Raw genomic sequence first — 13,400 nt, forward strand, 5'->3', positions numbered from 1 at the left:
TCCTGCTTGTTGGGCGGGTGTATGTCGAGCCGGTCGCCGATATCGATCGTGACCACCAGGCCGGCGCGTGGGTCTGCCTCGGCAACCCGGCGCTGGGCGTCGCGCACCCGGGCCCATCCGGATTCAACGGGCTGGTCGGCGAGGTCGCCGAAATTCGCCAACTGGACGATGAGGGCCGGCATGTCGGCACCGAATTGCCGGCGCCAGTCGGCGAGCAGGGTGGTGAGCAGGCCCTCATAGGCATCGGCCCGACCCGTATTGGACTCGCCCTGATACCAGATCATGCCGGCCAGCCGGGTCTGCTCCAGCGGTGCGATCATCCCGTTATACATGCCAGTCAGACCGCCGACCGATTCCCAGGGTGCGCGGGGCGGTGAGCCAAGCGAGGCGGGGACCGGTTCATAGCGCCAGCCTCCGGACAGCGGAGTTTCGGTACCATCGGCAAAGCGCAGCTTGACCGCATCGTCCGGGCCGATCATCCCGCCAGCGCCCCAGCTGTTCAGCACATTGACCGCAATGGTATTGGTTCCGGCGCGCAAACTGCCTTCCGGCAGTTCATAGCTGCGCCGGGAGCCCCAGCCGAAGGTCGCACCGACGAAGGCCCCATTGACCCAGCTGGCATCGACCTCATCAATCCCGCCCAGATCTATCCAGGCGTCCTGCGCCGCCTGCCCGGCGCTCAATTCTGTTTGGCGGGTAAACCAGACCATGCCGAGATGATGCGCCATGCCCGCCTCGCCCCAGCTGCGCCAGTCGCCCATCCGGCCGGGGGTTGCCCGTCCGGGTTCCGCGAGGACAGCGCGGTCTGACCAGGGTGTCGTGCCGGCCGCAGATTGCCACCAGGCTTCCCACGACTCTCCGAAACGGGCGGTGGCTGCGACCGGGTCGGTCCCATAGAGCGCCAGCGCGTTCAGCGGCGTATCGAAGCTGCCAATCGTCGCGAGCCCCTCGGCACTGATCCAGGCTTCAATTTGGGAGCCGCCCCAGGACGCATCGATCAGGCCCATGGGGACATCGAGGCGGTTTTGAAGCTCGCGGGCGAAGAAGTAGCAGACTGCCGAGAAATCCCCGACGCTTTGCGGCGATGCGATTTGCCAAGTGTTCGGGTTGGCGTGATCGGATTGCGGCGTCACCCGGCTCTCATGCGCGACCGTGAGTAGCCGGATCGCCGGACTGTGTGGCCCGGCGATCTCGTTTCCGGGATTGAGGGCCCGGGCGACCTCGAACTCCATATTGGATTGCCCCGAGCACAGCCAGACATCACCAACGAGAATATCGTCGACGCGTTGCCTGGTCCCGGCCGCCGTCATGACCTCCAGGGTCAGACGTTCACCGGCCGCGTGTGGGGCGAAGTCTGCCTGCCAATGCCCGTCTGCACCGGTTGTGACGTCCTGACTGTCATCACCCAGAACGACCTGCAGGATGCTTCCCGGCTCAGCCTCGCCCCAGACGGCCACCGGCTGGGCGCGCTGGATGACCATGTGGTCGGTAAAGACCGGATCGAGCAAACCGGAACGCGTGAGCCCTGTCTGGTGATCAGCGCCGTCGTCGGGAGCGACGGTGTCGCCGATCGAGCAGCCGGCGAGGGCCAGGGAAAGTGCCAGAACAGGCAGGCGGACAAGGGACAGGCCGGCGGTGCCATGAGCGATGCTCCGAGCCTGCTGAAGACCCTGATCCGGTCGGGTGTCCGGGGATGCGAGCGTGCGGTTGGGGCCGGTTGAGGTGGCCTTGATACGGGTGTTCTTCATCGTGCGCCCTTCCCCCTTAAATTGTCAGACAATTGATTGACGCACCCCTGAGCCTCTGTCAACGTCGCGCGGGATCCGGACATGGAAGGGGTGGTTGAAGAGAGGTGCGGGCATTCAGTCCCTTCGTTTCTTCTACCGGGACAGGCATGCGACTCACCAGTGATCATCGCGACCACTTTCCCCCCCGATCGTCCCCGCGTTCTTTCCCGTATCATCGCCCGTGCGCAGCCGGGCCCGCCTGTGACCGGACCCGGCATGGACCTGGCGCGCTTCAACATGCCGGCGAGCCCGGCCGTGTCGACGGTCTGGACGGTGCGCGGTTCACCGTCAGGGACCAGGTCGCCGCGGCGCGTGTGGCGAGCAGTCTTGCCCGCGCGCTGAAGCCGGCGGATGCTTGAATGGTGAGTCTGACCAATAAGTCGACGAGGCGGGGAGGCCGCGTGAGCAGGACCAAAAAGCGTACCGGGGGCGTGACGATGGACCACGTCGCACGGGAGGCAGGTGTCTCCTTGATGACGGTCTCGCGCGTCATGAACAATGTGCCCGGTGTAAAGGCTTCGACACGTGACAGTGTCATGCGGGCGGTCAAGGCGCTGGGGTATTCGCCGAATGCCGCGGCGCGCAGCCTTGCGCGCAATGGGGCCGGCCGGATCGGCCTCCTCTATTCCAACCCGTCTGCCGGTTATCTGTCGCAATTCCTGGTCGGTGCCCTGGATGGCGCGCAGACCAGTGGTGCGCTGCTCGTGATCGAGAAATGCGACCCCTCGCTCGAAAGCGAAGCGGCTGCCATCGGGCGCCTGATCGCCGGTGGTGTGGCCGGGGTCATCCTGCCCGCACCGCACGCCGAATCCGAACGCGCCATCGCGGCGTTGCGTGATGCGGGGGTTGTCGCAATTGCTGTCGGAACCGGGCATGCCCGCGCGGACGCCCATGGTGTCCGCATGGATGATTTTGCGGCCGCAGCGGAGATGACGCGCCACCTGATTGAATTGGGGCATCGCCGGATCGGATTCATCGAAGGCGCGGTCAACCAGACGGCCAGTGTCGAGCGCCTGAAGGGTTTCGAAACGGAGATCCGGCGCGCGGATCCGCCCGCTGACTGTCTCGTGGAACCGGGGGGCTTCAACTACCGGTCCGGATTTGAAGCGGCGGAAAGGCTCTTGTCGGATGACAATCCGCCAACGGCGATTTTTGCCTCCAATGACGACATGGCGGCCGGCGCTCTGGCAGCGGCGCACCGGCGAGGGCTGGATGTGCCCGGTGACCTGTCCGTGGCCGGTTTCGATGACACGCCGCTGGCGACAGCTGTGTGGCCCGAGCTCACAACGGTCCGTCAACCCGTCGCCCGCATGGCCGAAGCGGCCTTGCGTCTGGCGCTCCAGGAATCGCGCGACCAGTCGCGGCGCGACAGCCGTGCGCCCATTGACCAGCTTCTGCCGCACCAGCTGGTCGTGCGGGCCTCGACGGGCCCGGTCCCGCACAATTCCTGAATCTTTGAAACACACGCGCCGGGAGGCTTGACTTCATTGCGTCAGAAAATGATGTTAGCGCTATTAAAAAGTCCGAAACGGACCTGTAGCCACAGACAGTCCTCGGGGGAGGAATGACCAAGCTAGCTGACTGCCTGCCGGCAGACCGGGACGATGCTGTCCTGATCGGCCGTCTTGCCTTGCCGGAAGGGCCGACACCGGTTCTGGTCCGCGAGGGGCGTTGTCTGGATATCTCCCGTTTTGCTGCCACCGTCTCCGAGGCGCTCGCTGATGCAGACGCCCTCAAGACAGCCGTCGGACAGGACCTTGGCGCGATCGATGATCTTGGTCTGGCCGCAAGCTTTGCCGAGGCCTCTCCGGGAGCCGCCCGGATGCTGGCACCGGTTGATCTGCAATGCGTGAAGGCGTCGGGTGTGACCTTCGCCATATCGGCGATCGAGCGTGTGATCGAGGAGCGAGCTCAGGGCCATGCGGATCGGGCGCGCGACATCCGAGACGCACTCCAGGCACGGATCGGCGCCGATATCGCGTCGGTCAAGCCGGGCTCCCGGTCTGCCGCCGACCTGAAAACCGCGCTCATTTCCGACGGCTTGTGGTCGCAATACCTGGAAGTGGCGATCGGTCCGGATGCCGAAATCTTCACCAAATCGCCGGCCCTGTCTGCCGTGGGCTGGGGTGATGAGGTCGGTGTGCGGTCTGACTCGGTCTGGAATAATCCGGAGCCGGAAATCGCCCTGGTCTGTGACGGCCAGGGGCGGCCGGTCGGCGCCACCTTGGGCAATGATGTCAATCTGCGCGATTTTGAGGGCCGCTCCGCCCTTCTCCTGGGCAAGGCCAAGGACAATAATGCCTCCTGCGCGCTGGGCCCCTTTATTCGATTGTTCGATGACGCTTTCAGCCTCGACGATGTTCGCAAGGCCGAGGTTTCGCTCGTAATCGAGGGCAGGGATGGTTTCACGCTGACCGGCCAGAGCTCGATGTCGCAGATCAGCCGCGACCCGCTTGACCTGGTTGGCCAGGTCATTGGCAAGCATCACCAATACCCCGACGGCTTTGCCCTCATGCTTGGCACGATGTTCGCGCCGGTCGCGGATCGGGATGCGCCGGGTCAGGGATTCACCCACAAGGTCGGTGATCGTGTCACCGTGTCCACGCCAACGCTCGGCGCGCTCGTGAACGAGGTTACCACCTGCGATCAGGCGCCAGCCTGGACGCTGGGGATTGCCGGCCTGATGCATAATCTGGCGGCGCGTGGCCTGTTGCGGGGTGCCGCATGAACCCGACACTCTATCACTCGCTCAAGGGGCGTCTCGTCGTTCTGACCGGCGGCGGGTCCGGCATCGGCGCCGGCTTGACCGAAGGGTTCGCCCGTCAGGGTGCACAGGTGGTGTTTCTGGATATTGGCGATGAAGCGGGCGAGGCCCTGGCCCATCGTCTCGCGGATCTCGACCCGGCGCCGGTTTATCGCCATTGCGATCTGACCGATCTCGACGCGCTCCATGCCTCTTTCGAGGAAATCCAGGCCCGGTTTGGCGCGGTGGATGTTCTCATCAACAATGCTGCCAATGATGATCGACACGGAATTGCCGACGTAACGCCGGACTATTGGGATGACCGCATGGCCGTCAATCTGCGGCACAAGTATTTCGCCACCCGCGCCGTCGCCGACGGAATGAAGAAAAAGGGTGCCGGGGTTGTCATCAATCTCGGGTCAATCTCCTGGCATCTCGGCCTGCCTGACCTGTCGGTCTACCAGACCGCCAAGGCGGCTATCGAGGGCATGACACGCGCTCTGGCGCGCGAATTGGGGCCCGATGGAATCCGGGTCGCCTGTATCGTGCCAGGCAATGTGAAAACGCGGCGTCAGGAAAAATGGTACACGCCTGACGGTGAAGCCGAGATCGTGGCGGCCCAGTGCCTGAAAATCCGGCTGGAGCCGAAAGATATTCTGGCCATGGCCCTCTTTCTGGCGTCCGATGACGCCCGGGCCTGTACCGGACATGCATATTTCGTCGATGCGGGCTGGAGCTAGGTCGCATCATCAAGAAGGGCCAAAAGGCCTATAAGGGGAGAGTTGGACAATGACAGAAACGGCAGATAGCGCCGAAAGCGCTTCGGTACCCGCCGAAGCGCCGAATATGGGCTATATCCTCGCCATCGCGATCGTTGCGACGATCGGGGGCTTCCTCTTCGGCTATGACAGTGGCGTGATCAACGGCACGGTCGACGGCCTTCAGACCGCCTTCAACTCGGAAGCGATCGGGACAGGCTGGAATGTCGCGTCCATGCTGCTGGGTTGTGCGGTCGGCGCTCTGATCGCCGGGCGCGCCGCCGACATCTTCGGTCGCCGCACCTTGCTGGTCGTTGCCGCGGTCTTCTTCATTATCTCGGCCTTCGGATCAGGGATTGCCGGAGGCTCGACAGAGTTTGTGGTCTATCGCCTCCTGGGCGGCCTGGCCGTTGGTGCGGCCAGTGTGATGGCACCGGCCTATATTGCCGAGATCGCGCCAGCTAGCATTCGCGGACGCCTCGCCACCATCCAGCAGATCGCCATTATTGCCGGTCTCTTCTTCTCCTTCCTCTCCAATTACCTGCTGGCCCAGACGGCCGGCGGTTCGACGGTTGAGTTCTGGCTCGGCTTCGAGACATGGCGCTGGATGTTCTGGATGGAGCTTGTGCCCGCCATCATCTTCCTGATCGCGCTGTTCTCCATCCCGGAAAGCCCGCGATTCCTGGTCTTCAAGAAGAAGACGGAACGGGCCACCAGTGTGCTGTCCAAGCTGTTTGGCCCCGTTACGGCCAAGCGCAAGGTCGGGGAAATCCAGGCCTCGCTGGTCGATGATCATCAGCCCAGCCTGCGTGACCTCATCAGCCCGATCACCAAGAAGATCCGTCCGATCGTCTGGGTGGGTATCGGCCTGGCGAGCTTCCAGCAGCTGGTTGGCATCAACATCATCTTCTACTACGGCGCCGTGCTCTGGCAGGCGGCGGGCTTCACCGAGAGCGATGCCCTGCTGACCAATGTCCTGTCTGGCGCGCTGTCCATCGGTTCGGTGATCGTCGCTCTGCTCGTCATCGACAAGCTGGGCCGCAAGCCGATGCTGGTCATCGGTTCGATCGGCATGGCGATCACGCTCGGCCTCTGCGCCTTTGCCTTCTCGACCGGCGAGTTGATCGATGGATCACTGAGCCTGTCGGACAATATGGCTCTGCTCGCCCTGGTCGCGGCCAATATCTATGTGATGTTCTTCAACTTCTCCTGGGGCCCGGTCATGTGGGTCATGCTGGGCGAAATGTTCCCCAATCAGATCCGCGGATCGGGTTTGGCAGTCGCCGGCCTCTTCCAGTGGGGAACGAACTTCCTGATCTCCATCACTTTCCTCTCCCTGCTCGGCACGATCGGGCTGGCAGGTGCCTACGGCATCTACACCGTCTTCGCCGTGCTCTCGATCTGGTTCGTGATCAAGATGGTTCGCGAAACCCGCGGCAAAGAGCTTGAGGACATGGAAGGCTAGATCTTCACGATAGTCCCTGCGGACCCGGGCGGGGTAACCTGCCCGGGTCTTTTTTCTGAAACATCCGTTCTAGCGATATCGCCATGACCCAAGTCGAACTCATCTGGGATCTCAAGGCCGAGCTGGGCGAAGGCCCGGTCTGGTCAGCGCGCGATCGCGGCGTCTGGTTTGTCGATATCAAGGGCCGCAAGCTGCACCGTTACAGCGTTGACGATGGGGCCAGGGCCAGCTGGGATTCGCCGGATCAGATCGGTTTCGCCCTGCCAGCCGAGGACGGAAGCCTGATCTGTGGCGTTCGCGGCGGCCTGTATCGCTTTGACCCGGCGACCGGGGCATTCAGCCTCCTCGAGGCCGTGGAGACCGACCGTCCGCAAAACCGGCTGAATGACGGTTATGTTGCGCCGGACGGTTCACTCTGGTTCGGCTCGATGGATGACAGCGAGCGTCTCAAGACCGGCGCGCTGTATCGTTGGACGCCGGATAGCGGCGCGGTTCTGAAGGCCGATGGCTATGGCGTTACCAATGGCCCGGTTCTGAGCCCGGACGGCAACACGCTCTACCATCACGACACACTGCAAAAGACGATCGAGACCTTCGATCACACGGCCGGTGAGATTTCCAACCGACGGGTCTTCGCGGTGATGGATGAGGGCTATTGCGATGGCCCGTCCATGGACAGTGCCGGTATCCTGCATGTCGGCTTGTTCGGTGGGTGGGGCGTCGCACGCTATGCGCCGGATGGACGCAAGCTGGGCAAGATTGAATTCCCGGTGTCAGCCATTACCAAAGCCGCCTTTGGTGATGATGATCTGAAAACGCTCTATTGCACCACTGCCTGGCTGCATCAGACGCCCGATCAACGGGAAAGCCAGCCTCTGGCAGGCGGGTTGTTCAGGGTGCGGGTGGACACAGCCGGTCAGCCTCAATCCCTGATCAGGCTCTGATCTTGCGCCCGGCAGCGCCGACAAGGCGCCGGGCCGGGCAGTGCCGTCAGTGATTGTCCCGCGGATTCCCGAAGGTCTCGACGATACGACGGTATTTGACCGCGGGTTCAAGCGCCGCACCGGTTTCCAACTGGCCGATCGTGTCGCGCTGAAGCTCCTGCCAGGGTGTCTGTGAGGCGGGGAAGGGATAGCCGCCCGCGGCCTCCAGCGCCGCGCGACGGAGGTGGATTTCATCCTCCGAAACCAGCCAGTCCACCATAGCGCTGTTGAGGTCGATGCGCAGACGGTCACCGGTCTTCAGGAGCGCGATATTGCCGCCTGCCGCCGCCTCTGGAGAGGCATGCAGGATGGAGGGCGACCCGGAGGTTCCGGACTGCCGCCCGTCACCGATGCAGGGCAGGACGGTAATGCCTTGCTTGATCAGATAGTCCGGTGGACGCATGTTCACGACTTCCGCAGCGCCGGGATGCCCGATCGGGCCGGATCCGCGCATCACGAGAATGCCGTCATCGCCGATCTGTTCCGCCGGATCATCAATGCGCCTGTGGTAGTCCTCCGGGCCATCAAAGACGTGGGCAACGCCCTCAAACGCATTCGGATGATCAGGGTTCGACAGGTAACGCTCGCGGAAGGCCCTGGCGATCACGCTGGTCTTCATCAGCGCGCTGTCAAAGAGATTTCCGCCCAGGACAATAAAGCCGGCATCCTTCAGAAGAGGGGCGTCGAAGGGCCAGATCACGTCCGGCAGGACGATCTCCGCGCCCCGACAATTCTCACCGATCGTCAGCCCATTCACCGTTTTCGCGTCTTCGCGCAGAAGGTCCTGCGTCATGAGTTGCGCCGCCACCGCCGGCACGCCGCCGGCCTGGTGGAAGTCCTCGCCCAGATAGGCGCCGGCCGGCTGCATATTGACCATCAGCGGGATATCGTGACCGTGTTCCTGCCAGCGCTTGAGCGGCAGATCGACGCCGGCATGGCGGGCGAGCGCGGTGAGGTGGACGGCAGCGTTGGTTGAGCCGCCCAGTGCGGAATTGATGGCGATGGCGTTGAGGAAGGCATCTTCGGTCAGGATGTCGGACGGTTTGAGGTCGTCATGCACCATCTCGACGATGCGCTTGCCGGTCAGATAGGAAACCTGGCCACGTTCGCGGTAGGGGGCGGGGATCGCCGCCGAGCCCGGCAGGCTCATGCCCAGGGCCTCTGTCAGGCAGTTCATGGTCGACGCGGTGCCCATCGTGTTGCAATAGCCGACGGAGGGCGCCGATGTCGCAACCAGTTCGATAAAGCCTTCATAATCCAGCTCGCCGCGCGCCATCATTTCGCGCGCCTGCCAGATGATGGACCCCGACCCGATGCGTTTCCCCTGTCGCCAGCCATTCAGCATCGGACCGACGGAGAGTGCGATGGCCGGAATGTCGACCGTCGCTGCGGCCATGAGGCAGGCGGGCGCGGTCTTGTCGCAGCCGACTGTCAGAACGACACCATCCAGCGGATAGCCGTAGAGCAATTCAACCAGGCCCATATAGGCGAGGTTCCGATCGAGTCCTGCGGTCGGACGCTTGCCGGTCTCCTGGATCGGGTGGACCGGGAATTCGAGCGCGATACCGCCAGCCTCACGAATGCCTTCACGAACCCGCTTGGCCAGTTCGATATGGTGGCGGTTGCAGGGGGCGATATCGGAGCCGGTCTGGGCGATACCTATGATCGGCTTGCCCGAGCGGAGCTCTTCGAGTGTCAGGCCGTAATTCAGATAGCGCTCGAGATAGAGGGCCGTCATGTCCGGGTTGTCGGGATTGTCGAACCAGGCGCGAGATCGAAGGGGTTTCGTCATGAGGGGTCTCAATTACCGGTCTGCCCTCTGATCGAGAGCTTTGATTACTCCGACAAATAGAGTGCATTGCCAGGGCTAGCAAGGTGGCGGCGCAAAGAGACTGGCGTGCTGGGGCAGAAACTTCAGCGGTGTCAGCCTGCGTCCGGCGTCTTTTCTGCCGTCTGGCTGCGGCGCAGCGCGCGGGCCGTGTCGCGAAGCGCACCGCCGACCAGTTCCGCCATGGCCGACCGGGCCGCGTCCGGCCCGCCCGCGGCGATCGCATCAAACACGCGCCAGTGATCGGGCATGGGGTCCCGTGGCAGCTCGTCCTTGCGGGCCTTGTAAACGGTCGTCCACCGGACGCCTGCGCCGATCGTGCTGGACAGGCTGCGCAATGGCATATTGCCGGAGGCGTCGAGGACGGCATCATGAAAGGCCCGGTCGGCGCTTTGGCCTTCCTCGGTATTGAGCGTGTGCCGCTCCATATTCATCAAGGCTTCGCGCATGATGGTCAGATGGTGTGACTCGCGGCGTTCGGCTGCCAGTGCGGCCGCCGCCGGTTCAATGATCATGCGGAGCTCGAACAGGCCATCGATCAGCTTCGGGTCGGGCTCGGTTGCGAAATACCAGGCCAGAACGTCCGGATCGAGCAGGTTCCAGCGTTCCGGCTGAGTGACGCGCGTACCGGTCTTGGGTCGGCTCTCCACCAATCCCTTTGCGGACAGGATGCGGACCGCCTCGCGGTAGGCGCTGCGAGAGACTTTCAGCCGCTCGGAGAAGTCGATCTCATTCGGCAGGACCTCACCCGGCGTGTATTGGCCAGAGACAATGGCAACCCCCAGATCATGGGCAATCGTGCCGTGGATACGGGCCGGATTGCCCGTGCGCCGACGTGGCTTGCCGGTAATCCTGTCTGTCGGCGCCATGTCGTCATCCTTCAATCCTGCTGAAACCCGCGACGGGAAACCATCGCGAAACCGCCCGGAAAACCACGGGTTTTGCCGATACGGTCATACTTCCCGGGGGATGACCTGTCCATATGACGCTATATACTCCGACAAATACATTGACCTGACCCCCTGGCCTCGTCTTACTATCGGCCAAACAGCAAGCGCCGGACATGTGAAGATCCGGCCTGTGACAGGGGAAGAGACCAGTATGAGCGTCTTGACGCATGCCTTTGAATTTGTCCGGCAGACGCGCCGGGCAGCGGTGCCAGCCACACTCCTTGCAGCGCTCGCTGCGCAGACGGCCTGTGCCGCACAGGCGCCAGACCGGCCAGGTCCGGACGCGGTTTACCGCGATGCCAGCCAGCCGATCGAGGCGCGGGTCGAGGACCTGCTCGCGCGGATGACGATCGAGGAGAAGGTCGCCCAGATGATCGGCATCTGGCAGAACAAGTCAGAAATCCAGACGCCGGCGGGCGATTTCTCGGCCGAGCGGGCCTCGGAGAATTACCCCAATGGCCTGGGCCAGATCTCGCGGCCCTATGACCGCCAGGGCGTCGAGGCCGGAACGACGGCAGCCGGTGCCAATGCCGGCGTGTTCAATCGCAATGAGCGCGAGACGGTCGACTATATCAATGCCGCCCAGCGCTGGGCGATCGAGGAGACCCGACTCGGTATTCCGCTTCTTTTCCACGAGGAGGCGCTGCATGGCTATGTCGCGCCGAATGCGACCAGCTTCCCGCAATCCATCGGTCTGGCCTCCACCTGGGATACGGCTCTGCTCGAGGATGTCTTCAACATTGCGTCACGCGAAATGCGTCTGCGCGGGGTGCATCTCACGCTGGCGCCGATCGTCGACGTCGCCCGTGATCCGCGCTGGGGCCGGATCGAGGAAACCTATGGCGAGGACCCCTATCTCGTGTCCGAACTCGGCATCGCCGCGGTGCGTGGCTTCCAGGGTGATGATCTGCCGCTCGCGGATGAGCGTGTCTTCGTCACGCTGAAACACATGACCGGCCATGGCCAGCCGGAGAGCGGCATGAATATCGGTCCGGCGCAAATCTCCGAGCGGGAATTGCGCGAGATTTTTCTGACCCCGTTCGAACGTCTCGTCGAGGAAATGCCGGTCATGCAGATCATGGCGTCCTACAATGAGATCGACGGTGTACCGAGCCATGCCAATCGTTGGCTGCTGACCGACGTCCTGCGCGATGAATGGGGCTATCAGGGCCTCGTCGTCAGTGACTATTTCGCCATCCGCGAGCTGATCTCGCGTCACGGCCTGTATGACAATATCGAGGATGCGGCGATCCGCGCGCTCGACGCCGGGGTTGATGTCGAACTCCCGCATGGTGACGGCTTCCTGAGCTTGCCGCACATGGTCGCTGACGGCCGCGTGAGCGAGGAGCAGATCGACACGGTCGTTCGCCGTATCCTGCGCCTGAAATTCCTCACCGGTGTCTGGGAAGCTCCCTATGCAAATGCGGAAGCCGCCGAGGCCGGCACCGCGACCGAGGACGCCATTGCGCTCGCCCGCACCGCAGCCCAGCGCGCCATGGTGTTGCTGGAAAATCGGGACGAGACGCTGCCGCTGGACCCGGACGCGATCGGAACGCTCGCCGTGATCGGTACCCACGCCGTGGATACACCGATCGGTGGCTATTCCGATCAGCCGCGTCATGTCGTCAGCATTCTCGAGGGTTTCCAGAACGCCTCGGGCGAGGCCTTCGATGTCGTTTATTCAGAGGGCGTGCGTCTCACCGAAAGTCGTGAATGGGCCGCTGATGCCGTGGACCTCATCGATCCGGCCGTGAATGCCGACCTGATCGCGGCGGCAGTCGAAACCGCACGCGAGTCCGATGTCATTCTCCTGGTGCTGGGCGAAAATGAACAGCTGAGCCGTGAGGCCTGGGCAGATTCTCATCTCGGTGACCGGGCTGACCTGCAACTGGTCGGTCAGCAACTCGATCTGGCACGCGAGATCTTCGCGCTCGGCAAACCAACGGTCGTGGTTCTCCTCAATGGCCGCCCGCTCGCCGTTAACTTCCTGGCGGAAAATGCCGATGCCCTGATCGAGGGCTGGTATCTGGGGCAGGAGACCGGCAATGCCGTCGCCGACCTGGTGCTGGGTGAGGTGAGCCCGAGTGGCCATCTGCCGGTGACCATGCCCCGCTCGGTCGGGCAGCTGCCGGTTTTCTATAATCACAAACCGTCCGCACGCCGGGGCTATCTCTTCGACGAAGAGGCGCCGCTCTACCCGTTTGGCTACGGACTTTCCTACACCCAATTCGACTATTCCGAACCGCGACTTGTGGAAGAGACGATTGCCGTCGGGGACAGTGCCTTCGTCGAGGTGGATGTCACCAATTCCGGCGACCGCGCCGGGGCTGATGTCGTGCAGATGTATGTCCGAGATGACAATGCCACGGTCACGCGTCCGGTTCTCCAGCTGAGCGGGTTCGAGCGAATCTCCCTCGAGCCGGGCGAGACGCGCACGGTGCGTCTGGAAATCGCGCCGCGCTCCATGGCTCTGTGGGATCTCGATATGGAGCGTGTGGTCGAGCCGGGCAGTTTCACCGTCTCGGTCGGGTCGGATTCGTCGGATCTTCAGTCGGTTACCCTGACAGTCGCCGACGACTAGGCCGGACGCGGAAATGGTACCGTGATGCGCTGGATGCTCTCTCGATACCTGCCTCTGGCGGTATTGCTGGTTGTGCTGGCGGCGTGTCAGTCACCTTTCAGCACTGTCACCCCCTCCTCCGAGGCGGGCGCCGGTACCGGTTGCGCGGGTGAAGCCATGATATGTCCCGGTCGTCCTGCGGCAGACGGTTTTGCCCTGATTTCGGAGGGCGTGGCGGCGCCGATCCTGACCGACGCTGGTGATGCTGCCAGCGTTTTCCGCACGGCGGATGTCCCGGACAGCTGTCCAGGCCCGCCGGCGAGCCA

At 63.4% G+C, this 13,400-nt stretch carries 9 protein-coding genes; 6 read left to right on the forward strand and 3 right to left on the reverse strand.

Translation table 11 applies throughout. The features are described 5' to 3' along the window. A partial coding sequence (locus QZ266_RS01830; RefSeq protein ID WP_295691165.1) for a sialate O-acetylesterase occupies nucleotides 1-1,748 on the reverse strand: 1,748 nt, incomplete at its 3' end. A 440-nt stretch (nucleotides 1,749-2,188) separates the two neighbouring features. Here QZ266_RS01830 and QZ266_RS01835 point away from each other — a divergent pair. From QZ266_RS01835 to QZ266_RS01855, 5 genes are all read left to right on the forward strand, one after another. Further along, complete coding sequence (locus QZ266_RS01835; RefSeq protein WP_295691168.1) at nucleotides 2,189-3,238, forward strand: LacI family DNA-binding transcriptional regulator; 1,050 nt, start codon at nucleotides 2,189-2,191, stop codon at nucleotides 3,236-3,238. Between the two features lie 113 nt (nucleotides 3,239-3,351). Beyond that, nucleotides 3,352-4,515, forward strand: coding sequence for a fumarylacetoacetate hydrolase family protein (locus tag QZ266_RS01840; RefSeq protein WP_295691170.1), 1,164 nt, complete (start codon nucleotides 3,352-3,354; stop codon nucleotides 4,513-4,515). Beyond that, nucleotides 4,512-5,270 (forward strand): SDR family NAD(P)-dependent oxidoreductase, encoded by a 759-nt coding sequence (locus QZ266_RS01845; RefSeq protein ID WP_295691173.1) that lies wholly within the window; start codon nucleotides 4,512-4,514, stop codon nucleotides 5,268-5,270. Before QZ266_RS01840 ends, QZ266_RS01845 begins: the two co-directional genes overlap by 4 nt. A gap of 49 nt (nucleotides 5,271-5,319) precedes the next feature. Then, complete coding sequence (locus QZ266_RS01850; protein ID WP_295691174.1) at nucleotides 5,320-6,753, forward strand: sugar porter family MFS transporter; 1,434 nt, start codon at nucleotides 5,320-5,322, stop codon at nucleotides 6,751-6,753. Nucleotides 6,754-6,836: 83 nt separating this feature from the next. After that, nucleotides 6,837-7,697 (forward strand): SMP-30/gluconolactonase/LRE family protein, encoded by an 861-nt coding sequence (locus QZ266_RS01855; RefSeq protein WP_295691177.1) that lies wholly within the window; start codon nucleotides 6,837-6,839, stop codon nucleotides 7,695-7,697. Between the two features lie 46 nt (nucleotides 7,698-7,743). Here QZ266_RS01855 and QZ266_RS01860 read toward each other — a convergent pair whose 3' ends face one another. Together QZ266_RS01860 and QZ266_RS01865 are read right to left on the reverse strand one after the other, a co-directional pair. Beyond that, nucleotides 7,744-9,528, reverse strand: a complete 1,785-nt coding sequence (locus QZ266_RS01860) for an IlvD/Edd family dehydratase (protein WP_295691178.1) — start codon at nucleotides 9,526-9,528, stop codon at nucleotides 7,744-7,746. A gap of 131 nt (nucleotides 9,529-9,659) precedes the next feature. After that, entirely contained in the window at nucleotides 9,660-10,433 is a 774-nt protein-coding gene (locus QZ266_RS01865) for a FadR/GntR family transcriptional regulator (protein ID WP_295691181.1), read from the reverse strand. 232 nt (nucleotides 10,434-10,665) lie between these two features. On the opposite strand from QZ266_RS01865, the gene QZ266_RS01870 reads away from it, so the two are divergent. Then, nucleotides 10,666-13,095 (forward strand): glycoside hydrolase family 3 N-terminal domain-containing protein, encoded by a 2,430-nt coding sequence (locus QZ266_RS01870; protein WP_295691184.1) that lies wholly within the window; start codon nucleotides 10,666-10,668, stop codon nucleotides 13,093-13,095. Nucleotides 13,096-13,400: the final 305 nt, after the last annotated feature.

Source organism: uncultured Maricaulis sp. (assembly GCF_905480005.1).
Classification (GTDB): domain Bacteria; phylum Pseudomonadota; class Alphaproteobacteria; order Caulobacterales; family Maricaulaceae; genus Maricaulis.